34 protein-coding genes and 1 pseudogene are annotated in these 24,823 nt (G+C 70.7%); 11 read left to right on the forward strand and 24 right to left on the reverse strand.

The genetic code is table 11. The features are described from left to right. Nucleotides 1-13: 13 nt before the first annotated feature. From fliR to flgB, 5 genes are read right to left on the reverse strand one after another with little or no spacing between them, the layout of a single operon-like run. Nucleotides 14-775 (reverse strand): flagellar biosynthetic protein FliR, encoded by a 762-nt coding sequence (gene fliR, locus ACXJ1Y_RS14025; protein WP_463846828.1) that lies wholly within the window; start codon nucleotides 773-775, stop codon nucleotides 14-16. Between the two features lie 30 nt (nucleotides 776-805). Beyond that, nucleotides 806-1,072 carry a flagellar biosynthesis protein FliQ gene (gene fliQ, locus ACXJ1Y_RS14030; RefSeq protein WP_238248936.1) on the reverse strand — a complete coding sequence of 89 codons (267 nt, stop codon included), beginning with the start codon at nucleotides 1,070-1,072 and terminating at the stop codon, nucleotides 806-808. A 19-nt stretch (nucleotides 1,073-1,091) separates the two neighbouring features. Beyond that, on the reverse strand, nucleotides 1,092-1,406 hold the full coding sequence (fliE, locus tag ACXJ1Y_RS14035) for a flagellar hook-basal body complex protein FliE (RefSeq protein ID WP_243952408.1): 315 nt from the start codon (nucleotides 1,404-1,406) through the stop codon (nucleotides 1,092-1,094). A 10-nt stretch (nucleotides 1,407-1,416) separates the two neighbouring features. Then, complete coding sequence (flgC, locus tag ACXJ1Y_RS14040; RefSeq protein ID WP_342166764.1) at nucleotides 1,417-1,824, reverse strand: flagellar basal body rod protein FlgC; 408 nt, start codon at nucleotides 1,822-1,824, stop codon at nucleotides 1,417-1,419. A gap of 50 nt (nucleotides 1,825-1,874) precedes the next feature. Continuing rightward, nucleotides 1,875-2,279 carry a flagellar basal body rod protein FlgB gene (gene flgB, locus ACXJ1Y_RS14045; RefSeq protein WP_342166763.1) on the reverse strand — a complete coding sequence of 135 codons (405 nt, stop codon included), beginning with the start codon at nucleotides 2,277-2,279 and terminating at the stop codon, nucleotides 1,875-1,877. Nucleotides 2,280-2,564: 285 nt separating this feature from the next. Here flgB and ACXJ1Y_RS14050 point away from each other — a divergent pair, with 285 nt between their 5' ends. After that, nucleotides 2,565-3,815 carry a hypothetical protein gene (locus tag ACXJ1Y_RS14050; protein ID WP_463846829.1) on the forward strand — a complete coding sequence of 417 codons (1,251 nt, stop codon included), beginning with the start codon at nucleotides 2,565-2,567 and terminating at the stop codon, nucleotides 3,813-3,815. Between the two features lie 128 nt (nucleotides 3,816-3,943). Next, nucleotides 3,944-5,065 carry a DNA polymerase III subunit beta gene (gene dnaN, locus ACXJ1Y_RS14055; protein WP_463846830.1) on the forward strand — a complete coding sequence of 374 codons (1,122 nt, stop codon included), beginning with the start codon at nucleotides 3,944-3,946 and terminating at the stop codon, nucleotides 5,063-5,065. A gap of 33 nt (nucleotides 5,066-5,098) precedes the next feature. Here the strand turns inward: dnaN and ACXJ1Y_RS14060 are convergent, their stop codons facing one another. From ACXJ1Y_RS14060 to ACXJ1Y_RS14075, 4 genes are all read right to left on the reverse strand, one after another. Beyond that, nucleotides 5,099-5,452, reverse strand: a complete 354-nt coding sequence (locus tag ACXJ1Y_RS14060) for a hypothetical protein (RefSeq protein ID WP_463846831.1) — start codon at nucleotides 5,450-5,452, stop codon at nucleotides 5,099-5,101. Nucleotides 5,453-5,523: 71 nt separating this feature from the next. Further along, a complete protein-coding gene (locus ACXJ1Y_RS14065) occupies nucleotides 5,524-6,198 on the reverse strand; it encodes a haloacid dehalogenase type II (protein ID WP_463846832.1) in 675 nt (224 codons plus the stop codon). Between the two features lie 48 nt (nucleotides 6,199-6,246). Next, complete coding sequence (gene murJ, locus ACXJ1Y_RS14070; RefSeq protein WP_463846833.1) at nucleotides 6,247-7,773, reverse strand: murein biosynthesis integral membrane protein MurJ; 1,527 nt, start codon at nucleotides 7,771-7,773, stop codon at nucleotides 6,247-6,249. Between the two features lie 73 nt (nucleotides 7,774-7,846). Next, nucleotides 7,847-8,446, reverse strand: coding sequence for a superoxide dismutase (locus tag ACXJ1Y_RS14075; protein WP_463846834.1), 600 nt, complete (start codon nucleotides 8,444-8,446; stop codon nucleotides 7,847-7,849). A 195-nt stretch (nucleotides 8,447-8,641) separates the two neighbouring features. Between ACXJ1Y_RS14075 and ACXJ1Y_RS14080 the strand changes: the two genes are divergently transcribed. The 3 genes from ACXJ1Y_RS14080 (at nucleotide 8,642) to ACXJ1Y_RS14090 (ending at nucleotide 12,130) form a co-directional block, all read left to right on the forward strand. Further along, nucleotides 8,642-9,394, forward strand: a complete 753-nt coding sequence (locus tag ACXJ1Y_RS14080) for a hypothetical protein (RefSeq protein WP_463846835.1) — start codon at nucleotides 8,642-8,644, stop codon at nucleotides 9,392-9,394. Between the two features lie 115 nt (nucleotides 9,395-9,509). Next, nucleotides 9,510-10,925 (forward strand): lipopolysaccharide biosynthesis protein, encoded by a 1,416-nt coding sequence (locus ACXJ1Y_RS14085; RefSeq protein WP_463846836.1) that lies wholly within the window; start codon nucleotides 9,510-9,512, stop codon nucleotides 10,923-10,925. Further along, complete coding sequence (locus ACXJ1Y_RS14090; RefSeq protein WP_463846837.1) at nucleotides 10,922-12,130, forward strand: GNAT family N-acetyltransferase; 1,209 nt, start codon at nucleotides 10,922-10,924, stop codon at nucleotides 12,128-12,130. Before ACXJ1Y_RS14085 ends, ACXJ1Y_RS14090 begins: the two co-directional genes overlap by 4 nt. 6 nt (nucleotides 12,131-12,136) lie before the next feature. On the opposite strand, the gene ACXJ1Y_RS14095 is transcribed toward ACXJ1Y_RS14090, so the two are convergent. Beyond that, the gene (locus ACXJ1Y_RS14095) at nucleotides 12,137-12,364 is read right to left on the reverse strand and encodes a hypothetical protein (protein ID WP_463846838.1); all 228 of its coding nucleotides are present in this window, start codon (nucleotides 12,362-12,364) and stop codon (nucleotides 12,137-12,139) included. Between the two features lie 70 nt (nucleotides 12,365-12,434). On the opposite strand from ACXJ1Y_RS14095, the gene ACXJ1Y_RS14100 reads away from it, so the two are divergent. Beyond that, nucleotides 12,435-12,620, forward strand: a complete 186-nt coding sequence (locus ACXJ1Y_RS14100) for a hypothetical protein (protein WP_463846839.1) — start codon at nucleotides 12,435-12,437, stop codon at nucleotides 12,618-12,620. On the opposite strand, the gene ACXJ1Y_RS14105 is transcribed toward ACXJ1Y_RS14100, so the two are convergent. Both ACXJ1Y_RS14105 and ACXJ1Y_RS14110 read right to left on the reverse strand, forming a co-directional pair. Beyond that, on the reverse strand, nucleotides 12,593-14,023 hold the full coding sequence (locus ACXJ1Y_RS14105) for a protein adenylyltransferase SelO (RefSeq protein WP_463846840.1): 1,431 nt from the start codon (nucleotides 14,021-14,023) through the stop codon (nucleotides 12,593-12,595). The two genes, ACXJ1Y_RS14100 and ACXJ1Y_RS14105, sit on opposite strands and share 28 nt — an antisense overlap. 41 nt (nucleotides 14,024-14,064) lie before the next feature. Beyond that, nucleotides 14,065-14,541, reverse strand: a complete 477-nt coding sequence (locus ACXJ1Y_RS14110) for a tRNA (cytidine(34)-2'-O)-methyltransferase (RefSeq protein WP_463846841.1) — start codon at nucleotides 14,539-14,541, stop codon at nucleotides 14,065-14,067. 133 nt (nucleotides 14,542-14,674) lie between these two features. Here ACXJ1Y_RS14110 and ACXJ1Y_RS14115 point away from each other — a divergent pair, with 133 nt between their 5' ends. Next, entirely contained in the window at nucleotides 14,675-15,166 is a 492-nt protein-coding gene (locus ACXJ1Y_RS14115; RefSeq protein ID WP_463846842.1) for a PRC-barrel domain-containing protein, read from the forward strand. Between the two features lie 95 nt (nucleotides 15,167-15,261). Then, a complete protein-coding gene (locus ACXJ1Y_RS14120; protein WP_463846843.1) occupies nucleotides 15,262-15,843 on the forward strand; it encodes an SCO family protein in 582 nt (193 codons plus the stop codon). Nucleotides 15,844-15,852: 9 nt separating this feature from the next. Here ACXJ1Y_RS14120 and ACXJ1Y_RS14125 read toward each other — a convergent pair whose 3' ends face one another. Together ACXJ1Y_RS14125 and ACXJ1Y_RS14130 are read right to left on the reverse strand one after the other, a co-directional pair. Beyond that, nucleotides 15,853-16,488: a PilZ domain-containing protein gene (locus tag ACXJ1Y_RS14125; RefSeq protein WP_463846844.1), complete on the reverse strand. Its 636-nt coding sequence runs from the start codon at nucleotides 16,486-16,488 to the stop codon at nucleotides 15,853-15,855. 113 nt (nucleotides 16,489-16,601) lie between these two features. Beyond that, nucleotides 16,602-17,210, reverse strand: coding sequence for a PAS domain-containing protein (locus ACXJ1Y_RS14130; RefSeq protein ID WP_463846845.1), 609 nt, complete (start codon nucleotides 17,208-17,210; stop codon nucleotides 16,602-16,604). A gap of 284 nt (nucleotides 17,211-17,494) precedes the next feature. Between ACXJ1Y_RS14130 and ACXJ1Y_RS14135 the strand changes: the two genes are divergently transcribed. Next, complete coding sequence (locus ACXJ1Y_RS14135; protein ID WP_463846846.1) at nucleotides 17,495-18,313, forward strand: rhomboid family intramembrane serine protease; 819 nt, start codon at nucleotides 17,495-17,497, stop codon at nucleotides 18,311-18,313. 135 nt (nucleotides 18,314-18,448) lie between these two features. Then, nucleotides 18,449-18,880 (forward strand): CBS domain-containing protein, encoded by a 432-nt coding sequence (locus ACXJ1Y_RS14140; protein WP_463846847.1) that lies wholly within the window; start codon nucleotides 18,449-18,451, stop codon nucleotides 18,878-18,880. Nucleotides 18,881-18,892: 12 nt separating this feature from the next. On the opposite strand, the pseudogene ACXJ1Y_RS14145 reads toward ACXJ1Y_RS14140, so the two are convergent. The 5 genes and pseudogenes from ACXJ1Y_RS14145 to ACXJ1Y_RS14165 form a co-directional block, all read right to left on the reverse strand. Continuing rightward, nucleotides 18,893-19,118, reverse strand: a pseudogene (locus tag ACXJ1Y_RS14145) (alkaline phosphatase D family protein); the annotation flags it as partial. 22 nt (nucleotides 19,119-19,140) lie between these two features. Further along, a complete protein-coding gene (locus ACXJ1Y_RS14150; protein ID WP_463846848.1) occupies nucleotides 19,141-20,145 on the reverse strand; it encodes a magnesium transporter CorA family protein in 1,005 nt (334 codons plus the stop codon). Nucleotides 20,146-20,277: 132 nt separating this feature from the next. Beyond that, nucleotides 20,278-20,544 carry a hypothetical protein gene (locus tag ACXJ1Y_RS14155; protein WP_463846849.1) on the reverse strand — a complete coding sequence of 89 codons (267 nt, stop codon included), beginning with the start codon at nucleotides 20,542-20,544 and terminating at the stop codon, nucleotides 20,278-20,280. A gap of 55 nt (nucleotides 20,545-20,599) precedes the next feature. Next, complete coding sequence (locus ACXJ1Y_RS14160; protein ID WP_463846850.1) at nucleotides 20,600-21,835, reverse strand: class I SAM-dependent RNA methyltransferase; 1,236 nt, start codon at nucleotides 21,833-21,835, stop codon at nucleotides 20,600-20,602. Next, a complete protein-coding gene (locus tag ACXJ1Y_RS14165; RefSeq protein WP_463846851.1) occupies nucleotides 21,832-22,569 on the reverse strand; it encodes a TlyA family RNA methyltransferase in 738 nt (245 codons plus the stop codon). The genes ACXJ1Y_RS14160 and ACXJ1Y_RS14165 overlap by 4 nt, the downstream gene beginning before the upstream one ends. Before the next feature lie 78 nt (nucleotides 22,570-22,647). Here ACXJ1Y_RS14165 and ACXJ1Y_RS14170 point away from each other — a divergent pair, with 78 nt between their 5' ends. Then, nucleotides 22,648-23,193, forward strand: coding sequence for a superoxide dismutase family protein (locus ACXJ1Y_RS14170; RefSeq protein ID WP_463846852.1), 546 nt, complete (start codon nucleotides 22,648-22,650; stop codon nucleotides 23,191-23,193). On the opposite strand, the gene yciA is transcribed toward ACXJ1Y_RS14170, so the two are convergent. The 5 genes from yciA to ACXJ1Y_RS14195 all read right to left on the reverse strand — a co-directional run bounded on the left by yciA (nucleotide 23,186) and on the right by ACXJ1Y_RS14195 (nucleotide 24,753). Then, the gene (gene yciA / locus ACXJ1Y_RS14175; RefSeq protein ID WP_463846853.1) at nucleotides 23,186-23,593 is read right to left on the reverse strand and encodes an acyl-CoA thioester hydrolase YciA; all 408 of its coding nucleotides are present in this window, start codon (nucleotides 23,591-23,593) and stop codon (nucleotides 23,186-23,188) included. The genes ACXJ1Y_RS14170 and yciA overlap by 8 nt on opposite strands. Before the next feature lie 10 nt (nucleotides 23,594-23,603). Beyond that, a complete protein-coding gene (locus tag ACXJ1Y_RS14180; RefSeq protein WP_463846854.1) occupies nucleotides 23,604-23,741 on the reverse strand; it encodes a hypothetical protein in 138 nt (45 codons plus the stop codon). 103 nt (nucleotides 23,742-23,844) lie between these two features. Next, on the reverse strand, nucleotides 23,845-24,261 hold the full coding sequence (locus ACXJ1Y_RS14185) for a PIN domain-containing protein (RefSeq protein ID WP_463846855.1): 417 nt from the start codon (nucleotides 24,259-24,261) through the stop codon (nucleotides 23,845-23,847). Nucleotides 24,262-24,264: 3 nt separating this feature from the next. Further along, nucleotides 24,265-24,501, reverse strand: coding sequence for a type II toxin-antitoxin system Phd/YefM family antitoxin (locus tag ACXJ1Y_RS14190; RefSeq protein WP_463846856.1), 237 nt, complete (start codon nucleotides 24,499-24,501; stop codon nucleotides 24,265-24,267). A 66-nt stretch (nucleotides 24,502-24,567) separates the two neighbouring features. After that, nucleotides 24,568-24,753 carry a YegP family protein gene (locus tag ACXJ1Y_RS14195; protein WP_243952373.1) on the reverse strand — a complete coding sequence of 62 codons (186 nt, stop codon included), beginning with the start codon at nucleotides 24,751-24,753 and terminating at the stop codon, nucleotides 24,568-24,570. Between the last annotated feature and the right edge of the window lie 70 nt (nucleotides 24,754-24,823).

A 24,823-nucleotide genomic window follows, 5' to 3' on the forward strand; every position in this document is an offset into this window, starting at 1 on the left:
CGGCCGGGGGCGGTCAGCGCCCGACGAACTCGCCGAGATACCGGCCCATGTCGTCGATGAAGACGCCCATCATCACGCCGAGGGACCCGGCGAGAATCAGCATGCCGATCAGCACCGAGGCCGGCACCGCCAGGAAGAACACCTGCAATTGCGGCATCAGCCGCGAGAGCACCCCGAGCCCGAGGTTGAACAGGATGCCGAAGGCGATGAACGGGCCGGAGATCTGCACGGCCAGGGTGAAGCCCCGCGCCACGGCCCTGAGGGCCAGCATCAGCGCGTCGCCGAAGGCCGGCACCCCGTCCGGCGGCAGCACCTGATAGCTCCGGGCGATACCCGCGATGGCGAGGTGGTGCAGGTCGGCGGCGAAGATCAGCGTGATGCCGAGCAACGACAGGAAGTTGCCCACCGCCGCCGATTGCCCGCCCACGGTCGGGTCCACGGTCATGGCGTACGACAGGCCGAGCTGCTGCGAGATGATGAGGCCCGCCGTCTGCAGCGCGGCGAGCACCATCCGCACGGTCAGCCCGATGACGAGGCCGATGATCGTCTCCCCGAACAGGAGCGCGATCAAGCGTGGCCCGGCGATCCCCTCCGTGCCGCCGAGCAGCGGACGCGCCATGGGATAGAGCACCAGCGTGACCATCAGCGCGAAGGCGAGGCGCAGGCGCGGCGAGACGGTCTGCTCGCCGACGCCCGGCATCAGCATGATCAGCGTGCCGACCCGCGCGAACACGAGGAGGAAGGCCGAGGCCACGCCCGGCAGGAGGAGGTTCATGCGCCTCCCTATAGCGCATGACGGGCGCCATCACCCGCCCGCCGCGATCCGCGCCGCGATGCGGGTCATGTAGCCGGCCATGGCATCGCCCATGAACGGGAGCATCAGCAGGAGGGTCGCGAAGACCGCGACGATCTTCGGCACGTAGATCAGCGTCTGCTCCTGGATCTGCGTCAGCGCCTGCACCAGCGAGACGACGAGACCCACGAACAGGGCGACGAGCATCAGCGGGCCGGCGACCTTCAGGAAGACGAAGATGCCGTCGCGGGCGACGTCGAGGATGGCGAGGCCGGTCATCGTGGGGTTCCGCGCGGCGTCAGATCTGCATCCGCATGATTTCCTCGTAGGCCGAGATCATGCGGTCGCGGACGGCGACCATGGTTTGCAGGGCCGTCTCGCTCTCGGCGACGGCGGTGACGACATCGACCACGTTGGCCTTGCCGGAGGCGGCGGTGATCGCCTGGGCATCCGCCCGGCGGCCGGCATCGCCGACGCCGTCGATGGCCTGTCCGAGGAGGCCGGCGAAGCCCTCGCCGGGGGATTGGGTCTGCTGGACGCGGGGGGTGGGCCGCCCTGAGGCGAGTCCCTGGACGGCGGCATAGGCGCCCGCCGCGAAGTTGCTCGAAGCCATGGCGCCGCCCCTACTTCAGGATCGCGAGGGTCTGCGCGATCATCTTGCGCGTCGTCGTGACCATGTTGAGGTTCGCCTCGTAGCTGCGCTGGGCCTCGCGCATGTCCATGTTCTCGATCAGCGGGTTCACGTTCGGCATCGACACGTCGCCCTTCGCGTCGGCGACGGGGTTGCCGGGGTCGTGCTTCACGCGGAAGGCGCTCGAATCGCGCCGCACGCGGCCCGTCTCCACGACGTTGGCGCCGGTCTCGCGGTCGAGATGGCTGGTGAAGGTCGGGATCTTGCGGCGATAGGGCTCGGCGCCCTTGCTCGCCGGCGCGGAATCGGCGTTCGCGATGTTCTCCGCGATGATCCGCATCCGGCCGGACTGGGCCTTGAGGCCGGATGTCGATGCCGCCAGGGATTTCGAAAATTCCACCGCCCGCCCCTCTCTCTAGGAGTTCCGCACGCTCAAAAGGCCGGGTGCGATCAGCTCTTGCCGATGGCGATCTTCAGGGTCGTCAGGCTGTGCTGGTAGAGCGAGGCGGCAAGCTGGTAATCGGTCTGGATGTCGCCGGCCTTCATCATCTCGTCCTCGAGATTGACGCCGTTGCCGCTCGGCCGGATCTCGAAATCCTTGACCTTCCTCGGGTCGCCCGCCGCGTCGGATTGTCCGATGGGCGCCAGATGGCCCGCCGCCGTAAGGGCGAGGCCGGGCGAACTCCGCTGCGCCTGGCCGGTGCCCTTGTCGAAGCGCAACTCGGTGAGATCCTGGGGCTTGAAGCCCGGCGTATCGGCGTTGGCGACGTTCTGGGCGATGACGGTCTGGCGCGCCTGGTTCCACTGCATCCGGGTGCGCAGCATCGCCAGCATGGGCAGGTCGGAAATGGCCATGGCCCCCTCGCGCGGCGCACCCGGCAGGTCCGGGCTCGGCAAAAACTGCCGTGTGCATGGTTAACGCGCCGTTAAAGACCTCGCCGTCCCCTCCTGGACGCACGAATGCCGGATCAACCCGACCCGAACAGGCACGTTAACGCGCCCGGCACACCAACGAGCTGTTAACGAAGCCTTAATTCGGCCTGCCCGTTTGGCGCGGCCTCGTGTTATGACGTGGGGCCTGCCGCGGAACTCGCCACGGCAGGAATGTGCGAGTGCGTAACCTTGTCATGGCTACGATCCGTGTTCGGCTCTGACGGCTCCCCGGTCATCCAGTACCTCGTCATCTTCGCGATCATCTTCTCGGCACTGGCCGCGATCGTGCTCGTGGTCCGCCGTCTCACCGGGACCGGCGGAGCGCTCCAGGGGCGCAGCGGCCGCACGCGCCAGCCGCGCCTCGGCATCGTCGACGTCTACGAGTTGGACCGCGCCCGGCAGTTGATCCTGCTGCGGCGGGACAATGTGGAGCATCTGCTCCTCGTCGGCGGCCCGAACGACGTGGTGATCGAACGCAACATCCAGCGCGGCCAGCGGCCCCTGCCCGAGGCGACGCTCCGCGCCGAGCCCGCCGCCGAGCCCCTGCCCGATCCGCTGGCGGAAGCCGGCCGCCTGCCCGAGCCGCCCCGCGCCATCGCCGAGGCCGGGCGCCCCATCCTCGAAACACCGCCGCGCCGCCCCGAACCCGCCTTCGAGATGCCGGTGGTGGTGCCCCCGCCGGTGCCGGGCTCCAGCGCCCCGCCGCCCGTGCGCCTTCCCCTCGACGCTGCCCTGATCGCTGGCGACGAGCCGGGCCGGGACATCCCCGTTCCGCCGCCGAGCCCGCCGCCGCCGCCCGCGCCGGTCCTCCCGACCCCGCCTGGCTCGGTGCGGGAGGCGTTGATGCGCCCCCGGCCGCCGCGCGGCGCCACGCCGCCCCTCGACCGCAAGCCCGAGGCCGAGCGTCTGGCCGAACGGGCCGCCGAGCCGATCCGCCTGCCGGATGCCAGCATCGCCATGCCGCCGCTGACATCCCCTCCGGTGACGCTCCCGCCCCTGACGCCGCCTCAAGTGACACCTCCGGCGGCCGATCCGCGCCCGGTGGACCCCGCCGTCCTGTCGGACATGGCCCGCCAGCTCCAGGCCGCCATCGCGCGTCCGAGTTCGGCGGTCGTCCCGCCGCCCACGTTGTCGACGGCTCCCACGCCGCCGGCGCCGGTCGTACCGCCGCCGGCCCCGCCGCAGGTCGATCCGATCGCTGCCGCGATGGCCGCCCTGGTGGCCCCGCCCCTCGATCCGGTCGCCTCCGGGATGTCGGGCAAGGCCGGGGCCGAGCCGGCCCCGAAGCCCGAGCCTACTGCCCGGCCGACGCGGGCCGAGAAGAAGGCCGCCCCCCAGCGTCCTGAACCGGCCGCGACAAAGCCCGAGCCGAAATCCGCCGGCAACCCGTTCTCCGTCGAGGAGATCGAGGCGGAATTCGCCCGGCTGCTCGGCCGTCCCCTCGACAAGCGTGGCTAAGGCGGGCGTTTGAACGCCTCGCCTGTGCGAGTTGGGCTGCACGGCCTTGCCTTCGCTCCGGCGCTTCGCCAAGCTGAACGACCGTTTTCCAGGGGCCGCCGCGGTCCCGAATAGTCAGAGTTTGTGCGATGAGAGTCATCGTCGAGCGCGCGGCCCTTCTCAGGTCGCTCGGCCACGTCCACCGGGTGGTGGAGCGGCGCAACACCATCCCGATCCTGTCGAACGTGCTCCTGCGCGGCGAGGGATCGACGCTCCAGTTGAAGGCGACCGACCTCGACATCGAGGTGACGGAGGGCATCGCCGCCGACGTGTCGGATCCCGGCGCCACCACCGTGCCGGCGCATGTCCTCTACGACATCGTGCGTAAGCTCCCCGAGGGCGCGCAGGTCTCCCTGGAGACCGGCGGCGAAGGCGGGCAGATGTCGATCCGCTCCGGCCGCTCGCGCTTCGCCCTGGGCGCCCTGCCGGAGGGCGACTTCCCCGATCTCGCCACGGGCGAGATGCCGCACGGCTTCGAGATCGGCGCTACCGACCTCAAGCGTCTCATCGACAAGACGCAATTCGCGATCTCCACCGAGGAGACGCGCTACTACCTGAACGGCATATTCCTGCACGTCCTGGAATCGGACGGCGCGCCGGTCCTGCGCGCGGTGGCGACGGACGGGCACCGCCTCGCCCGCGTCGAGATCCCCGCCCCGGCGGGCAGCGTCGGGATGCCGGGGGTGATCGTGCCGCGCAAGGCGGTGGCCGAGATCCAGAAGCTCCTCGACGACGGCGGAGAGATGGTCGGCATCGACCTGTCGCCCGCCAAGATCCGCCTGCGCTTCGCGGACGGGCTGACGCTGATCTCGAAGCTGATCGACGGCACCTTCCCCGATTATCAGCGGGTCATCCCGGCCAACAATGACAAGCGCCTGACCGTGGAACGGGATACCTTCGCCAAGGCGGTGGACCGCGTCTCGACCATCTCGTCGGAGCGGGGCCGCGCGGTGAAGCTGGGGCTGACGGACGGGCGCCTCGCCCTCTCCGTGAACAACCCCGATGCGGGCAGCGCCACCGAGGAGCTGGACGTCGACTACGCGGCGTCCGCCCTCGATATCGGCTTCAACGCCCGCTACCTGCTCGACATCACGGCGCAGCTCGAAGGCGACACCGCCCTGTTCAAGCTCGCCGATCCCGGCTCGCCGACCCTGATCCAGGATCGGGAGGGCGCCTCGGCGCTCTACGTGCTGATGCCGATGCGGGTGTGAGGCTGCGGGCGGGGTGCCCGCAGCCCGCCCCCCTTACTCGCAGACCTGCACGCGCTTGAAGGTGAAGTTCTCGTCGTCGAGCCACACCTTCCGGCGCTCGTAATGGCAGATCGGGCCGCGACGCTCGTGGACGATGACGGTCTCGGGCTCGTCTTCCACCAGCACCCGGCGCGGGCGGTATTCCGGCGGGGGCGGCGGCGGCGGGTTGTTGGCGCCGTTCACAATGGCGCTACCGACCATGCCGCCGACGACGCCGGCCGCGAGGCCGCCGATGATCGCGCCATTATGCCCGTCGCGGGCGGTGGCGGGCATGGCGGTGACGGTGAGAAGACCGGCCAGCGCGAGGGCGCCGGCGCGGATCGTGGACAAGGACGGGTGAACGGACACGCGAGAACTCTCCTGCTCGTGTTGAGCGGATGAGAGCGCGAGAGCCTTAATTTTGTCGGAAGGCCGCCGGGCTAGACCAGCCCGTCGAGGGAGCCGAGCACCGCCACCGGGGCGAAGTCCGGGTACTCGTCGGGCAGGCCCTTCCGGTTGATCCAGACCGGGCGGAAGCCGTAGGCGGCAGCCCCCGCGATGTCCCAGCGGTTCGAGGAGCAGAACAGCACCTCCTCGCGGCTCACGCCGAATTCATCGAGGGCGATCCGGTAGGCGTCCGGGTGCGTCTTGAACATCCGCACCGCGTCCACCGTCAGCACTGCGTCGAGTTGCCCCGACAGCCCGGCCGAGGCCACGGCCCGGTCGATCATCGGCTTGTCGCCATTGGTGAGGATCGCCGTCCGCAAGCCCCGCTCCCGCAGCGCCGAGAGCACGCCCGGCACCTCCGCGTAGGCGTCGAGGTCGCGATAGGCGTCGAGCAGCCGCTCGCGCAGCCCCCGGTCCACCTCCGGGTGCTTGGCCAGGGCGAAATCGAGGGCCCGTTCGGTCAGCGTCCAGAAGGGCTCGTACCGGCCCATCAGGCCGTGGATCCAACTGTATTCCAGCTGCTTGGTGCGCCACGTCTCGGAGAGGGACGTCGCCTGCGGTCCGATCGCGGCGGCGTGGCGCTCCACCGCCGCGTTCACGTCGAACAGCGTGCCGTAGGCGTCGAAGACCGCCGCGCGGATTCCATCCAGAAGGTTCACGTCGGACATGCGGCCTCCTCGCATTCTCCGCCATCAACTCGACCGGCGGCGCTCCGTTCACGCCCGCCGCAGGCGAAGCCCGAACAGGTGCAGCAAGCCGAGGAGCAGCCCGCCATAGACCACGGCCCCGGCGAGGCCGAGGAGGACGAGCACCGCGATCTCGCGCCCGTGGGACAGGGCCGGCACCAGCGCCTCGGCGACGGGCCGACCGAACAAGGCGATTCCGGTCAGGGCGATACAGGCGAGCACCACCCCCGCGACGGTGAGGCCGAGGGTCCGCCCCGGCGCCGCCCAGCCCCGCCGCAGGGCGAGGCCGACGAGGATCGCGAGGTTGACCCATTGGCTGACCGCCGTCGCCATGGCGAGGCCGGTGACGCCGTAGGGGCCGGTGAGCCACAGCTTCAGCACCACGTTCACGGCGATGGCGGTGAGCGAGGCCCAGAGGGGCGTCTTGGTGTCCTGGCGGGCGTAGAAGCTCGCCACGGCGCTGCGCACCAGCACCACCGCCGGCAGCGCCAGCCCATAGGCCGCGAGGACCGAAGCGGCGCGGGCGGCGTCCTCGCCGCTGAACTCGCCCCGCTGGAACAGGGCTGCCATGATGAGGCCGGGGATCGTCAGGAAGGCGACGGTGAAGGGCGCCGAGAGCGCCAGGGAGAACCCCGCCGCCCGGTTCTGCGCCCCATGCGCGCCGGCCACGTCGCCGGCCGCGATGCGGCGGCTCATCTCCGGCAGCAGCACCGTGCCCGCCGCGATGGCGATGACGCCGAAGGGCAGTTGGTAAAGCCGGTCGGCGTAATAGAGCGCCGAGACCGCGCCGGTCGGCAGCCAGCTGGCGATGATCGTGTCGGCGAAGGCCGCGATCTGGAAACCGGCCGAACCGATCACCGCCGGGCCGAGCACCGCGAAGAACCGCTTCAGCGCCGGATCGAGGCGGGGCACCGCGAGGTCCGGCATCACCCCCGCGCGGCGGCAGCCCCACCAGAGCAGGCCGAACTGGAGCAAGCCCGAGACCGAGACGCCCCAGGCGGCGGCATAGGCGGCGTTGGGGAACAGGGCCGTCAGGCTGAGGGCCGCCAGCATGGCGAGGTTGAGTAGGACCGGCGCGCCCGCCGCCACGGCGAAACGGCGATGGGCGTTGAGGATGCCCGACAGCAGCGTCACCAGGGTCATGAACAGCAGGTAGGGAAAGGTGATTCGCGTGAGCGCCACCGCGAGCTGGAAGCGCTCGCCGCCCTCCTCGAAGCCCGGCGCCAGGGCATGGACCACCCACGGCATCAGCGGCAGGGCGAGGTTGAGCAGCACGAGCTGCACGATCAGCATCAGCGTGAACACGCGGTCCGCGAAGCGCCGCGCGGCACCGGTCGCCCCCGCCTCCTCCAGGGAGGCGTAGGAGGGCACGAAGGCGGTGTTGAACGCCCCCTCGCCGAAGATGGCCCGGAAATGGTTGGGAAGCCGGAAGGCGACGACGAAGGCATCGGCGATGGGGCCGGCGCCCATCACGGCGGCCATCACCACGTCGCGGGCGAAGCCGGTCACGCGCGAAACGAGCGTCCACCCGCCGACGGAGAGGATGGAGCGGATCATGATCGGGTTTCGGCTTTCATCTCAAGGGCCCGGGCGCCACAGCCGCATGCCGCGGCGCCCGGTGGGATGCGCCTCAGGCGGTCGCCTCGGCGTACATCTTCTCGACGTGCTCCCAGTTCACGAGGTTCTCGATGAACGCCTTGAGGTAGTCGGGGCGGCGGTTGCGATAGTCGATGTAGTAGGAATGCTCCCACACATCGACGCCGAGGATCGGCTTGGCGCCGTGGACCAGCGGGTTCTCGCCGTTGGGGGTCTTCATGAGGGCGAGCTTGCCGTCCTTCACGACGAGCCACGCCCAGCCCGAGCCGAACTGCGTCACGCCGGCCTGGATGAAGTCGGCCTTGAACTTCTCGGCGCCGCCGAGGTCCTCATCGATCTTCTTGGCCAGGGCGCCGGGGATGGCACCACCGCCGTTCGGCTTCATCCAGTTCCAGAAATGGATGTGGTTGTAGTGCTGGCCGGCGTTGTTAAAGAGCGCCTGATTCGTGTTGTAGGCGGCCTTTACGATCTCCTCGACGCTCTTGCTGGCCAGATCGGTGCCTTCGAGCAGCTTGTTGCCGGTATCCACATAAGCTTTGTGGTGCTTGTCGTGGTGAAACTCCAAGGTCTCCTTCGACATGTACGGCCCGAGGGCGTCGTAGGCGTAGGGCAGTTCCGGCAGGGTGAAAGTCATTGAATGTCTCCGTGCGGCCGAGGGCAACCGCATGCCCCCGGCGGGGGGCCCCCGGGTTGACGTCCGGTACGTAAGTCGGGCCTGCGTCATCGGCAACGCCGATAGGGCTGTGCGAACAGGTTTTGCAAAACCTGTGCAGCGCCTTATCGTGCCGGCCATCTTCGGGGCCCTCTCGGCCCGCGTCCAGAGTGTACAATGATCGCTGCGCTGTTCGCGCTCGCCGCCGCCATGCTCATCGCCGGGGTGATCGCCGTCGTCGAGGGCTTCCCCTACGTACGTCTCGAAAGCGGGATGGCGATGGTCTATGGGGGCGCGGTCGTCGCCTCCTCCGGTCTCCTGCTGTTCGGCCTCGCCGTCGTCGCCACTTGGCTGCGCCGCATCGAGCGGGTCCTGCGCGACGGCGCAGTCCACGCCGAGGCCGCGCCCGTCGAGGTGCCGGACCTCCCGGCGCAAGAGGTCGGCCACGACCTCTTGACGGCCGTGCCCGTCCCGCCCGTGGTCGGCATGGGCTCGGACCGCGCGCGGATCGAGCCCTCCCTCGTCCTGCCGCCGCGCCCCCTGGCCGCCGAGCCGGAACTGCCTCTGCCGGGCCTCGCCACGCCCGCGACGCCCCCTGCGGACGTGAAGCCGCCCGAGGCACCCGCCAAGCCGGAGCCGGTCGGCGCGGAGCCCGCCGACGACCTGTTCGTGCCCGGCCGCCCCGAGCCGGTGGCGCCGGAGCCGGCGCCGGAGCCGGCCCTGCGGTCGAGCCTCGACGCGGCCCCCGAGGCGAAGCCCGAGCGCGCCGTGGTTGGGCGCTACAGCTCCGGCGGCAACACCTACATGATGTTCGATGACGGGGCGATCGAGGCGGATACGCCGAACGGCCGCTTCACCTTCGCCTCCCTCGACGAGTTGAAGGCGTTCGTGGACGGCGGCGGCGAGGCCGGCACGCGGGGTGCCGCCTGAAGGCACGGCCCCTGCAACGGAGCGGCGTGACCGACAGCCCCGCCCTCCCTTTCGACCCACGACAGCACGGACCCGCCCCATCCGGGGATTCGGGCAGCGCACCGATCGCGATTCCATGATCGCTCGGCACAGTTTGATCTATGTCGGCTCGCGCGGCGTCGCGGCGGCCCTGAACATGGTCTCCGTGGCGGTGTTCACGCGCCTCGCGCCCAGCGAGATCTACGGCAGCTACCTGTACCTGTTCTCCTGGGCGCTCGTGCTCTACGGCGCGACCTGCCAATGGCCGAAATTCGCGTTCTTCGCCCTCTACGACGAAGCCCGCGCCTCGGCGCAGATCGGGACGGTGGTGCGCCTCCTCGGCGGCTCGCTGCTGCTCGCCGGCGCCGCCGCCGGGCTCGCCGCCCTCCTCGGGCTGATCTCCCCCCCGGCGGCGGGGGCGATCCTGATGCTGGCTTTGGGCTTCGTCCTGTTCGAGGGCTCCACCGAGATCGCCCGCACCCGCCTCGCGGCGGGCGCCGTGGCCGCCGCCGTGCTGTGCCGGGCGGTGCTGATGCTCGCCCTCGGCAGCATCGTGCTGAAGGCGACGGACGACCCGGTCGACCTCGCCATGGCCATCGCTGTGGCGAACGCGCTGGGCTCTCTGCCCGCCCTCGTCACCATCGCGCCGCTGATGCGCGGGCCAGGGAGCCGCGACGAGGCCCTGCGCCTCCTCGCCTATGGCTGGCCCCTGGTCCTGTCCTTCGCCACGGCGGCGCTGGCCCAGAGCCTCGACCGGCTGATCATCGCCAAGACCGTCGGGCCGGCGGGTCTCGGGACCTACGGCGCCATCGCGGACTTCCTGCGCCAGAGCTTCATCGTGTTCGGGGAGGCTTTGGCCCTCTCGCTCATGTCCATCGCCAAGCGCGAGGCGCGGCGCGGCGGCATGGCGGCGGCCTCGGGCGTGCTCTGCGATGCCGCCCGGTCCATGACCGCCATCGCCGCCTTCGGCGCGGTGTTCTTCCTGTGCTTCGACGACCTCGTGGTGACGATCCTGCTCGGGCCGGGCTACCGCGAGGAGGCGCGCCGCCTCGTCCCGGTGCTGATTCTGGCAAGCATCCTGATGATGTTCCGCTCGTATTATTTCGGGCAGGTCATCTACTTCACCCGCACCAGCCGGCTCGAAGCGGCGGCCGCCTTCGCCACCCTCGTGACGGTGGCCGCGGCCTCATTGCTGCTGATCCCCAGGCTCGGCGCCATGGGCGCGGCCCTCGCCTTCGCGGGGGGGCAGGCCGCCGCCTGCCTCGTCCTCATCGTCGGCGCGAAGCGGGCCGGCACCGCCATGCCCCTGCCGCTGCCCGACATGGCCGGCATCCTCGCCGCCGCCCTCGCGGCGGGGCTGGTGGTGGTCGGCATCGGCCTCCTGCCCGGCGGCACGCAGCCCCCCGGGCAGGTGCTTGGTATCCTCGTCCTCGGCGCGGCCTTCGTCACCGTGGCGTGGCGCCTCGACATGCTCGGTCTGGCGGGGGCGATCCGCCGCCGGCTCGCGGCATGATCGCCCCCGCCCCGATGCCGAAGCCCCCCCTGCCGGACACCCGTTCCCCCTCCGCGACGGCGCCCCTGCCCGGCGGTCTCGTCGCCGCGATCCGGCCCCTCGACCCCGCCGCGCCCTGGGTGGGCGCCTGGGAGGCGCTGGGCGCCCGCGCCCTCATCGCGAACCCGTTCTACGAGGCATCCTATGCGCTCGCCGCCGCGCCGGCCTTCGGCGGCGGGGTGCGGATGCTCCTCGTGGCGGACAGGCCGCCGGAGGAACCGGGCGCGCGGCTGCTGGCCGCGTGGCCGCATCGGCGGATCGCCCGCCGCTGGGGCCTGCCCCTGCCGGTGCTGATGGGCTGGACCCACGGCTACGCGCCCCTCGGCATCCCCCTCCTCGACGGAGACGATCCCGCCGCCGCCCTCGCCGCGTTCCTCGCGGCGCCGCAGGCCCTCGGCGAGCCGCCGCGCCTGCTCCTGCAGAACGCCCCCGCCGACGGCCCTTTCCGCGCCCTCCTCGATGACGCGGGTGTCCGGCAGGACGCCTACTGGGGGCATGACCGGGGCTTGCTCGATGCCGCCGGGCTCGATCCGGCGGCGCGGGGCGCCTATCTCGATCACCTCTCCGGCAACCGCCGCCGCCGGCTGCGCCGCGCCCGCCGCCGCCTCGACGCGGACGGCCCCGTCACCTTCACCATGCTGGCCGATCAGGCAGCTTTCCCCGCCGCCCTCGACGCGCATATCGCCCTGGAGGCCGCGAGCTGGAAGGGCCGCGCCGGCACCGCCCTCGCCCAGCGGCCGGCGGAAGCCGCCCTCCTGCGCGCCGCCGTCGCCGCCCTGGCGAAAGGGGGGCGGGTGCGAATCGCGCGGCTCCACAGGGGCGACACGCTCCTCGCCTCGATGGTCCTGCCCCTCGCGGGCCGCGACGCCTTCGTCCTGAAGGTCGCCCACGACGACACCGACCCGGCCGTCGCGACGGGCGTCCAGCTGGTCCACCGCCTGACCGAGGCGGTGCTGGCGACCTCCGCAATCGACCGGATCGATTCCTGCGCGCCGCCGGATTTCGAACTCGCCACCCTGTTCTGGATGGAGCGCCGGGCCATCGCCCACCGCCTGATCGAATCGGGGCGCGATCCGCTCTTTCCCCTCGCCGCCCAGCTGGAGCGGGCGCGCGAGAGGCTGGCGCGTCTGCGACTCAGGCTCCGGGAGCGGCGGGCGAAGGGCTAGGCGCCGTCAGTCGCCTTCCTCGAATCGTGTGCGGTGGAACACTTCCCGGCCCGCGCCGTCGATCACCCGCACGGCCTGGGCCGGCTCGTCCCGGCGCTGCGGCACCCGCGAACGGGCGAACAGGCGCAGGGCGCGCTCCTGCGCAAACTCCAGATTCGCGACGCGCACGGAGATCCGGGTGACGACCTCCTCGCCATCCGGCCCGATCACTTCGATATGGAAAGTCTCGCGCAACCGGGGGCACCTGATCTATGTGGGGCGCAACCGACCATTCCGATCGGCCCTGCCGCAATAGGGGAGACGCGTGGATCCACTCAAGGCCGCCGCCGCCACCCTGTTCTGCCTCGCCCTGTTCTGGCTGGTGCTGCGGCTGACGCAGCGCCTGATGGCGATGGCCATCGCCGCCGGCCACGCCGAGGAGCGCCGCCGGATCGAGGCCGAGGCGCTTGCCGCGCAGGCCGATCAGACCGGCGCGGGCGCAGTCCCGTAGGCGTCCGCCATCTCCCCGATCCGCGCGAGCTTGGCCTCGTAGACGGACCAGTCGTCCCGCTCCGCGATGGGCGCCCACAGCGCCTCGACCTCATCGATCAGCATCGTGCAGGGCTCGCCCGCAAAATACGGGTGATCGAGGCGCGCCTCCGCCGAGGGTTCCACGCCCTCGAAGGCGGCTCGCACCGGGGCGAAATTCTCGGTCGCGTAATGGCTCGCGCTCGGGCTCGCCGCAGCCCGCTCCGCGCTGGCGAGGCCCCCGCGCCAATCGAAGAAGAACCGCTCGAACGGCGCCCGGCTGTCGCCGAGGAAGCGCCAGATCGCGGCGACGAGGCGGTCGGTCTGCGCCTGCGGGGCCGGGGCGAGGCCGAGCCGGGCGAACAGGGCCTGCGCGAAACCCTCCTGCAGGGCCGGGCCGAACCCTTCGAGGGCCTTTTCCAGCCGCGCCTGCGGGGCGAGCGCCAGCAGGCAATCGGCCAGCCGGCACAGGTTCCAGAACAGGGCCTCCGGCTGGCGGCCGAAGCTGTAGAGGCCGGATTGGTCGAAATAGGCCGCCGTGAAGTTCGGATCGAATTCCGGCAGGAAGCGCCAGGGGCCGTAATCGAAGCTCTCGCCGGTGACGTTGATGTTGTCGGTGTTGAGCACCCCGTGGACGAAGCCCGCCGCCGCCCACTGCGCGCCCATCCGCGCCACCCGCACCGTCACGTCCTCCAGGAAGGCGGCGGCGCGGTCCTCGACGCCCTCGCGCCAGAGCTCCGGCCGATGCGTCGCGATGGTGTGGTCAAGGAGCTTGCCCACGTTCTCCGGCTGCTCCAGCGCCAGGAAGCGTTGGAACGTGCCGATGCGGATATGGCCGTGCGAGAGCCGCACCAGCACCGAGGAGCGCGTGGGCGAGGGCTCGTCGCCCCGGATCAGGTCCTCGCCGGTCTCGATCAGGCTGAAGGATTTCGATGTGTAGACGCCCAGCGCCTCCAGCATGGAGGTCGCCAGCACCTCGCGCACCCCGCCCTTGAGGGTCAGGCGCCCGTCGGCGGTGCGCGACCACGGCGTGGTGCCGCTGCCCTTGGTGCCGAGATCGAGGAGCCGCCCGTCCTTCAGGTCGTGGAGTTGCGCGAACAGGAAGCCGCGCCCGTCCCCGAGTTCGGGGTTGTACGAGCGGAATTGGTGCCCGTGATAGCGCAGCGCCAGGGGCTCCTCGAAGCTGCCGGGCAGCGGCTCGAACCGGCCGAAATGGGCGACCCATTCCTCGTCCGTCAGCCCGCCGAGGCCCACTCGCTCGGCCCAAGGCTGGTTGCGATGGCGCAGGACCGTCTTCGGGAAACGCGCCGGGGCGACGACGTCGAAGAAGTCCGGCCCGAGATCGGCATGGCGGCGGGACGGATTGGGTTGGAGCTGATCCGGCAAGGCTTCTCTCAGGTGGGCGCGGGCTGAAGGTATCTGTCGGGTCAAGCCCGCTCGGGGCGATCCGTTGCGTCCCCGACCTGACGGAGGGCTTCGCCGAGGATCATCGCCGCCGCCATGGCGACGTTGAGGGAGCGCATCCCCGAGCGCATCGGCACCACGACGCGGGCGTCGGCGGCGGCGTGGACCGCCTCCGGCACGCCGGCCGATTCCCGCCCGACCATCACGCAATCGCCGGGGCGGAAGGCGAAGTCCGTGTAGGGCACGGCCCCGCTCGTGGTGGCGAGGACGAGCCGGGCCCCCGCCTCCCGGCGCCACGCCTCGAAGGCCGCGAAGGACCGGTGGCGGGTGATGGCGACGTGATCGAGATAATCGAGCCCGGAGCGGCGCAGGTGCCGGTCGGACACGTCGAACCCCGCCGGCTCCACGATCTCCACCGGCAGGCCGAGGCAGGCCGCCATGCGCATCATCGTGCCGGCATTCTGCGGGATGTCGGGCTGGTAGAGGGTCAGGCGGGGCATCGGGGACCGGCTATCGCCGCTCAGCCGGCAAAGCGCAACGTTTTCAACATCGCGCGTGGAACCCTGCGGTGCCGCTGACCCTTGAGCGGGCGTCGCAGCCGACGCGGCTGCCCGACCGGAAGGCTCCCGCACCATGCGCAACCCGCTCGCGACCGTCGCCCTGGCGACGGCCCTCGTCACCGCCGCCCTCGTCCCGGCCCTCGCCCAGAATGCCGACACCCCGGCGGCCGGGGGTCCCGTGGCCGCCAAGCCGGCGACGCTCTCCGACGACCTGCGCCCGAAATTCGTCGCCCAGGCGCCCTCCGACATGGTGTCGAGCAAGCTCGTGGGCCTCAGCGTGACCAACAGCGCGAACGAGACGATCGGCCAGATCGCCGACCTCGTCCTCGACGAGAAGCAGCAGGTGAAGGCCTGGATCGTCGGCGTCGGCGGCTTCCTCGGGATCGGCGCGAAATACGTCGCCATCGACCCCACCGCGATCAAGGTCGGCCGGGGCGACAACGACACCCTGAAGGCCACGATCGACACCACGAAGGACCAGCTCCGCGCGGCGCCGGAATACATCTACCTCGGCAAGGAGAAGCCGAAGGACGCGCAGGCCGCCGAGCCCGCCCGCCAGCCCTGAGCGGATCCGCCTCGCCCGGCGGCGACGTGCGGGCTTGAAGACCGGGTTCGTTCCGTGCACCACCCCGGCACACCAGTGCCGGGGTTCCTCACGCCATGCGCCGCGCCCTCATTCCGCTCCTCGCCTTCTGCCTGGGGCTCGTCGGCATCACCGCCGCCGCCTTCGTGATGCTGCGGCCGGAGGTGACCTCCGTCGGCACCGCCGCCGTGGGCGGCCCGTTCACCCTCGTCGACCAGGACGGGCGCACGGTGACGGAGAAGGATTTCACCGGGGCGACGCATCTCGTTTTCTTCGGCTTCACCCATTGCCCCGACGTCTGCCCGACGACGCTGCAGCAGATCTCCGACGTGCTGGCGGCCCTCGGCCCCAAGGCCAAGGCGATGAAGGTCGCCTTCGTGACCGTCGATCCCGAACGCGACGATCCGGCGAGCCTGAAGACCTACCTGTCGAGTTTCGATCCGCGCATCACCGGCCTCACCGGCACGCCGGAGCAGATCACCGCCGTCGAGAAGGCCTACCGCGCCTATGCCCGCAAGGTGCCGGACCAGAAGGGCGACTACGTCATGGAGCACACGGCGATCGTGTACGTGATGGACGCGCAGAACCGCTTCCTCGGCGCCCTCGACATCTCCCGTCCGCCGGAGCAGACGGCGGCGGAACTCGCCAAGAAGATCTGAGCCGGGTTCCTACAGCGTCATCCCGGCATGGAAGCGGTCGGGGGAGAGCGGCAGCAGGAACTGCACGCCGAACCCGCCTTCGAACACGCGCACCAGCCGGCTCGGCGTGCTGCCGACCAGCACGATGCTGCCCATCGGCGGGGTCGCGTTGCAGGTGATGGCGGCGCCCGACAGCGAGATGTCGATGAGCCGCGCCATGACCTCGCGGTTGTTCTCGAGCTTCAGGGTGACGCTGGGCTTCTCCGGCACGACGCGCTCGTGGCTGCGGCCCTCGGGCAGGCCGAGGATCTCGCGGTTGGCGAGCCATGTGAGCTGAGAGGCGAGCTTGTCGCGCTTGCGCGACGTCGCCGCGAGCTTCACCGCGAAGCCGCCCGCCGTGTGCCGGGCCACGACCCCTTCGATCCGGCCGATGAATTCGAGGTAGAGCACCACCCGCTCGCCGATCTCGCCGAGGACGGCGCAGGTCAGGCGGACGCCGCCGGGCGACATGTCGACGGTCTGACAGGGATATTCGCGCCGGTCGGAGAGCATGTAGCGGCCGAGCACGGCAACGCGCACCCGCTGGTGCTGGCGACGGTTCGACGCCACGCCCACGACGGGGCGACTTCTTAAAGTCTGGAGTGGGCCGGCATCCACCGCGATCATGCCAAGATCAGTCGCCGAGTAAGCTTCGCTGCGGCAACCGTAGTGATCACGAGTTACGGAATGCCTTCACCGGCAGGGTTCTTGTCGCACTTTCGTCAGAAAGACGGACCGGCTCAGGCGCGCCCGCCGGGATGGACCATCAGGTGCCCCCGCCGCACTGGCGCATCGGGCATCAACACGCGGCGAATGCCCTCACCCGGCCCGGCGGCGGGCGGGCGGGCGCTGCGGCTGCGCGGCGCCAGGATGCGCAGGGAGGTCGTCTCGGCCCGCTCCAGGGGCTTCAGGCCGAGCCAGGGCGGCGCCCCGACGAAGCTCAGCGCGCCGAGGGCGCGGATATGCGGGCGGCCTCGGTGGCGCAGGGGCAGCAGCAGGAGTTCGAGATCGACGCCCTCCTCCGCGCGGTTCACGCCGCGCAGGCCCGCCACGACGCCGAGCGTGTCGAGGGCGACCGTCTCCGCGAGGCGCCATGCGTCGCAGGCCCGGTCGCCCCAGAGGGCGCTGAAGGGCTGCCCGCGCAATTCCCGGCCGTAGAGGGCGCAGACCCGCGTCCCCGCGAGGCGGATGATCGCCGAGCGCGCCGGCACGTCGAGTTCCAGGATCAGGCTATCCGCCAGAAGATGACGGATCTCGCCAGGCTCAATTTCGGCCCGCTCCGGCGCGGCACGATCACCGCGGAGCTTTTCCCAGTAAGCGTGAAGCAGATGACTTGTGGGATGCTTCATGTCTGTCCCGGATCGGTACAAAAGTGCCTCGTGGATGCCCGTTCCGAAACGTCTGGACGACGTCTGCGGCCGCGCATCGGGCGGTTACCGTCCCTGGCCGCAATCCCTATGCCCTCGGGCGCGCCGATGCATCCGGCGAGTTACGCTTTGGTTAAGGTTGATCGCCACTGAAGCCTGTACCCTCCGGCACAACACAACGCTGAGAAGGAGTTGCACCCCGAGGATTCGCCTTCGTGTGGCAGCGCGGGCTTGTCCGCAACTTTCCAGTGACAACATGTGGGGCAATGGACGCTTCGCCCGATTTCCCCCGCCAGAGCCGTGCCCCGGTCTTCAACATGCCGGGGGTGGTCACGGCCTCCATCGCCGTGCTCGTCGCGATCCAGGCGATTCGCGAGTACCTCCTTTCGGACGTGCGCGACATCCAGGTCGTGCTCGACCTCGCCCTGGTTCCCGCCCGGTGGACGGTGTGGTTCGACCCGAGCCGCATCGCGGAGGTGATCCAGGCGGCGGCCTCGGGGGATCCCGATGTCGCGGCGATGCGTGAGGCCTTCGCGCGCTACGTCACCGGCCAGCAGAGCCTGGAGCCCTGGACGCTGGCCACCTACGCCCTGCTCCACGGCTCGTGGATGCATGTGCTGTTCAACAGCGTGTGGCTCGCGGCCTTCGGCACGCCCGTAGCCCGGCGCTGCGGGGCGTGGCGCTACGGCGCCCTCGCCCTGGCGGGCATCATCGCGGGGGGCCTGCTCCACATCCTGATCGATCCGCTGAGCGCCACGCCCCTGGTCGGGGCCTCGGCGGGGATCTCGGCCCTGATGGCGGCGGCGGCGCGCTTCGTCTTCCAGCCGCCGGTCTCGGGCTACGGCACGCAGCCCTGGCAGAAGCCGGCGCACCGCCCGGCCGAGACGATCCCCGAATTGCTGCGCAACCGGACGGTGGTGTCGTTCCTGGCGATCTGGTTCGTCACCAACCTCCTGTTCGGCATCGTGAGCCTGCCGCTGGGCGCCGAGAGCGCGGCGGTGGCGTGGGACGCGCATCTCGGCGGCTTCATCGCCGGCTTCCTGCTCTTCCCCCTCCTCGACAGGAAATCTCCCCCAACGCGATGACCGGCGGCCTTGCCAGGGCGCCGGAACAATCACACACTCGGGCACGATCGAGAGCCGGGACCAACCCGGCCGGCATGTCGCAACCGGTGCGCCGGAGCTGACGGTGCACCCAACCGATGACACAGGGAGGGGTCGATGACCGTCGCGCGGATTCTGTCGGAAAAGGGAGCTTCGGTGGCCACGGTGGGCCCGGAGAAGACCCTCGGGGACGTCATTCACATCCTGGCGGAGAAGCGCATCGGCGCCCTCGTCGTCGCGCATCCCGACGGCACGGTGGTCGGGATCGTCTCGGAGCGGGACATCATGCGCGCCCTGGCCCGGCTCGGCGCCGCCACCCTCGACGCCCCGGTCGGCGACCACATGACGGCCAACGTGACGACCTGCAACCGCTCCACGACGATCGAGGACGTGATGGAGCTGATGACCAACGGCCGCTTCCGCCACATCCCGGTCTGCGAGGACGGACGCCTCGTCGGCATCGTCTCCATCGGCGATGTGGTGGCGCGCCGCATCGCCACCGTCGAGGCCGAGCACCAGGCCCTGCGCGAGTACATCACCACCGCCTGAGCGGCGGCGCCCTCACCCCCGCGCGGGGGCGGGGGTGACTTGCCACAGGTCGGTGTCGGCGGCGTCCTTCAGGGTCACGGTCACCTGCTCCGTGCGCCCGTCCACCTTGACGTGGCCGACGAACTGCAGGCCCGCCCCCGGGGGGCGCCTTCACGGAGCGCAGCTGCGGGCTGAAGGCTCCAGCATGGAGCGGGCCTGAGATGAACTCCCAGAACGGCTCGACATCCTGAAACTGTGACGTGCCTCTCCGATCGTGTTCGTCACAGCCAGCGCTTCCATCGGAAGAAGGCGTAGGGCAGCACGGCCGCCACCACCATCATCACCACGGCCATCGGGTAGCCGAAGGACCAGTCCAGTTCGGGGATGGACTTGAAGTTCATGCCGTAGATCGACGCGATCAGCGTCGGCGGCATGAACACCACGGCCATGACCGAGAACAGCTTGATGATGTTGTTCTGCTCCAGGTTCACGAGGCCGAGGGTCGCGTCGAGCAGGAACTGGATCTTGGTGGAGAGGAAGGTCGCGTGCTCCTCCAGCGATTGCAGATCGCGCAGGGTGGAGCGCACATCCTCGCGCAGGTCGCGGGGGGCCTTGTTGGTGCGGTAGGTCGCCGAGAGCGAGAGCAGGATCCGCTCCATCGAAACGAGGCTCTCGCGCTGCTTGGAGATGAGGTCCCCGTGCCGGCCCAGGGCCCGCAGGGTGTCCTGCAGGGCGGTGTTGCGGGCGCTAGGGTCGTCCTGCACCTCGAAGATCGTCCCCGACAGGCGGTCGATTCGCTCGCCCTGGAGCTGGAGCACGTCCGCCGCCCGGTCGATCACCGCCTCGATCAGCCCGGCGAGGATCGCGTCGCCGGAGGCGACGGTGGCGTGGCCGTTGCCGGTGGCCCGCCCCGCCCGCTGCGCGAACATGCGGAAGGATTGCGGCTCCTCGTAGCGCACGGTGATGAGCCGGTTGCCCCGCAGGATGAAGGTGATGCCGGCGAGCCCCGGCTCCTCCGAATCGCTGACCTTCGAGAGCACGCGGCCGGTCATGTAGCGGGCGCCGTCCTCGACATAGAGGAGTTCGGACGGCTCGATGTCCTTCATCTCCTCGCGGGTCGGCACCTCGATCCCGGCGAATTCCTCGACCTTCAGCTCCTCCTCGCGGGTCGGGCGGATGAGGTCGAGCCAGATCGTGTCCTCGGGGATCACGTCCTGCAGGTTCACGGCCCGGCGTTCGAGCAGGCGCTGGCCGGCCTCCGTGACGGGCTGATGGATGAAGATCACGCGGGAATCTCTTCAGGGACGCGGCGGCTTGTGGCGGCCCCGGCATCCCGCAGGCGGTCGGGAGGCGCAAGGGGCCGACGGCATGTGACCCCGTTTCTTGAAGGTTCCGTGACAGCGCCGCCGCCGGGCGCCTCAGTTGCAGCCGTCGCAGATGCTGTTTTCGATCCGGTTCGTCAGGGAGCGCTCCTGCCGCCGCTCGCGCGAGGACGGCACCTCCCCCGGCCCCATGGACGTGCCCGGCGGCTTCGTGACGCCGAGGCTGTTGGTGTTGGGCGCCGTGATGGTCGAGCGCGGGCCGCCTCCGGTGCCGGTCTCGTCGGGGGCCACGCGGCCCTGCGCCAGGGCCGAGCCCGGCAGCATGAGCGAGGCGATCAGCAGGGAAAGGGTCGTGGCGCGCATCGTCCGGGTCTCCGTCGTCGGGAAAACGTACGATGCGCGCGGCAGTTGCCTTGACCTAGCGCCGGACTTTCTCCCGCCGGAACACGCCGACCATCTCCACATGGCCGGCATGGCGGAACTGATCGACCGGCGTCACCCGCTCCAGCTGGTAGCCCCCCGCGACCAGGGTGGCCGCGTCGCGGGCGAAGGTGCCGGCATCGCAGGAGACGCCGACGACGACGGGCACGGCGGAGGCCGCGAGCTGCTTCGCCTGCGCCTCGGCGCCCGCGCGGGGCGGATCGAACACCACGGCGTCGTAGGCCTTGAGTTCCAGGGGCAGGAGGGGGCGGCGGAACAGGTCGCGCCGCTCCTGGGTGATGCGCTTCAGGCCGGTCGCCGCCCGCATCGAGCGGTCGAGCCCGGCGAGCGCGGAGGCCTCGCCCTCCACCGCGTGGACGGAGGCACGGTTCGCCATGGCGAGCGCCAGCGGGCCGCAGCCCGAGAACAGGTCGGCCACCTTCTTCACCTTCGGGCCGAGGGCGTCGAGGACGAGGCCGGTGAGGATCGCCTGCCCCGCCGCCGTCGCCTGCAGGAAGCCGCCGGGCGACGGGAACAGCCGCGCACCCTCGCCCGCGACCGAGACCGGCTCGGCCTCCATCAGCCGCTCCCCGTGAAGCGAGAGCCGGGCGAGGCCGAGTTCCCCCGCGATGCGGACGAGGGCGGCGCTGGCGCCGGGCGAGACCGCCCCGTGGCCGCGGATGTCGACGTCGAGCCCCTGGTCGGTGGCGCTCACCGCCACGTCGAGGGGCTTGCGGCCGCCGCCGATCGGCACCGACAGGGCGCGGGCGACATCCGGCCCCCGGTGCAGGGCCGGCACGGTGATCGGGCAATGGTCGAGGTCCACGAGGGCATGGCTGCGCGCCTCCATCAGCCCCGCCTCAGTCCGCCCCTCGACGAGGCGGACATGCAGCGTCAGCCGCCGCCGCCCCGTCCCATGGGCGTCGAGGGTCGGTTCCGGCACGACCGGGAGCCCCGCCTGCGCGAGCCCGTTCGCGACGATGCCCCGCTTCCATTCCAGTTCCGGCTCGCGGGCGAGATGCTGGGTGCGGCACCCGCCGCAGCGCATGAAGTAGGGGCAGAACGGCTCCACCCGCTCCGGCGACGCCCGCTCGATCTCCTCGAGTTCGGCCCGCGAGCCCTCCCGGCGGATCGCGGCGCGCTCCCCCGGCAGGGTGTAGGGCACGATGGTCCCGTCCTGCGCGATGCCGTCGCCGCGCGCGCCCAGGCGAATGATCTCGACGCTCTCGCTCACGGCAGCTTCGCCCCCATCAGAAATTCGACATTGCCGTCCCCGCCCTCGACGGGAGACGGGACGAGGCCGAGGATCGTGGCCCCCCGGCCTTCGAGAAGGCCGCGCACCGTCGCGCAGACCTCCGCATGGATTTCGGGATCGCGGACGATCCCGCCGCGCCCGACCCGCTCGCGCCCCGCCTCGAATTGCGGCTTGATCAGCGTGACGAGGGACGCCCCCGGCGTCAGCAGCGGCCACAGGGCCGGCAGGACGAGGCGCAGGGAGATGAAGCTGACATCCACGCTGGCAAGGCGCGGCGCCGGATCGAGACTGCCGGGTGCGAGACTACGGATATCGACACCCTCACGGCTCGTCACCCTCGGATCGGCCCGCAGGCGCGGATGCAGCTGATCGCGCCCGACATCGACCGCGTGGACATGGGCCGCCCCGCGCATGAGCAGCACATCGGTAAAGCCGCCGGTCGAGGCGCCGACATCGAGGCAGGGCAAGCCCGCCGGATCGAGGCCGAACGCATCCAGGGCGGCGCTGAGCTTCAGCCCTCCGCGCGAGGCGAAGGGATGCTCGGGCTGCGCCTCCACCGACGCGCCCGGCGGGATCGTCTCGGAGGCGCGGGCGAGCACGCGCCCGTCCACCCGCACGCGCCCGGCGCGGATGGCCGCCTGCGCCCGGGCGCGGCTCTCGAAATGGCCGTGCTCCACCAGATAGAGGTCGGCTCTCTGCCGCTCGCGGGTCATGTGTCTCCGGTCTCGGGTAGGGGTGTCGGCGCCGCCCGCGACCCCTACCTAACCGCGGCCAGAGAAGAGGGCCATCGCATGACACGCACGTTGACGCTGCTCGCCGCACTGGGATGTTTCGCGGCAAGCGGGGCTTTCGCGCAGGAGCCCGCGAAGGACGCGGCCAAACCCGCCACCCCCGAGACCTACGAGAGCCCGATCAAGAACGCCAAGGGCGACACGATCGGCAAGCTCGCGATCCGCGACGGGGCGAACACCCTGGTCCTGCGCCTGACCATCCAGCCCGGCGGCCTGCCCCCCGGCTGGCACGGCATCCATTTCCACGCGGTCGGCGATTGCTCCGATCCGAAGTTCATGAACTCCAAGGCCCACGTGAACCACGATCAGAGCAAGCACGGCCTGCTCAACCCGGACGGGCCGGACGAGGGCGACCTGCCGAACATCTTCGCCAATCAGGATGGCTCGGCCAATGCCGAGGTCTCGTCCGAGACGGCGCTGACCGGCGAGGGCGGGCTCAAGGACGGGGACGGCTCGGCCCTGATCATCCACGCCAACGAGGACGACCACACCACCCAACCCATCGGCGGCGCGGGGGACCGCATCGCCTGCGGGGTGATCAAGTAGCGATCGCGCGCGGGCGGCCCTCGTCGTCGATGGCGACGAAGGTGAAGGTCGCCCGCGTGACCTTCTCCCGGTTCTGGGTGCGGAAGCGCCGCGCCCAGGCCTCGACCTCGATCTTCATCGAGGTGCGGCCCACATGGGCGACGCGGGTGTAGACGCAGAGCACGTCGCCCACGGAGACCGGGCGCAGGAAGGTCATGCCGTCGAGGGCGACGGTGACGACCCGCCCCCGTGCCCGCTCCACCCCGGCGATGCCGCCCGCCTGATCCATCTGCGACAGCACCCAGCCGCCGAAGATGTCGCCGTTGGCGTTGGTGTCGGCGGGCATGGCGATGGTGCGCACCGTCAGGTCGCCCTGCGGCGTCTCCCCGTTGGTCTCGTCCGCAGTGCCGGAAACCTGCATCGGGCCGCCCTCAAGGAAACACCCCGGCGAGCGTGAGCCCCGCCGCGGCGAACACGAACACCGCGCACAGGATGCAATCGAGCGGGATCGATTGCCAGAGGTCACGCGACGCACGCGCCTCCGCGTGACGCTCGGCGATATCGTTCATGGCGAGTAGTCCGCGTTTCCTCGCGGCCAGTCGGATCTGACGCCGACCGTGCCGAACCAGCACCATAGCGCAGGGCGGGCCCGGACGCGATGGGCGGGGCGCGTTACGTGTCCGGCGTCGTCAGCCACGTCTCCACCCGCAGGTCGGGCACGCGGGAGAACTCACGGAGATTGTCCGTCACCAGCGTTGCGCCGATGGCGATGGATTGGGCGGCGATCCAGGTGTCGTTCGCGCCGATCGGCGTGCCCTGCCGTTCGAGATGCGCGCGGATGCGGCCATAGCAGCGGGCCGTCTCCGGATCGATGCCGACCACCGGGATGCGCCCCGTCAGAGCGGCCAGGTTGGCGCGATTGCGGTCGCTATAGGCGCTCTTCTCCGCGCCGAATTCCAGTTCGCCCAACACGATGGTGGAGAGGCGCAGCGCCGCCGCCGGTTCGGCTTCCAGTCGCCTTCGAACCTCACGGTGTCCCTTCAGCGCGGCGATGACGATGTTCGCGTCCAGCAGGAACAGGAGTGGCACGGCTCACGCGTCCCAGGACGCCACCGGTTCCGCCGGGGGGTCCTCGGGCGCCGCCAAATCGATGGCTTCGGCGGAGGTCCAGAAATCGCGGAAGAGGTCGGCCGCGCTCCGGGGTTGATCGGGGACGATCCGCGCCACGATCCTGCCATGGCGCGTCACGGCGATTTCCGCGCCGGCCTCGACTTCAGCCAGCAGAGCCGAGAAATGCGCCTTGGCCTCGACGATCGGAACGCTCCTCACGCCATACTCCAGCAAATGACCATATGGTCATAATATCGGTGGCGTGAGGAGGGAGTCAAACGTGTCTCACGCGATCTTCGTCGTCATGTCCTCGATCTTCGCCTCGGCGCTCTGGCGCACGAGGTTGATGCCGTGTTCGCAATCCTCGCGGCGGACATAGCCCTCGCCCGATTCGGCGATGATCTCGCCGTTGCGGGCGCGCAGGCGCCAGCGCCATTGGCCGCCGGCATCCCGGTAGAGTTCGAAGCGCATCACCGTCTCCCACGAAAACGGCCGCGACGCGGAACGCATCGCGGCCGGATGGCCTCAAGATAAGGTCGTT

It is taken from the genome of Methylobacterium sp. TK26 (assembly GCF_055361565.1).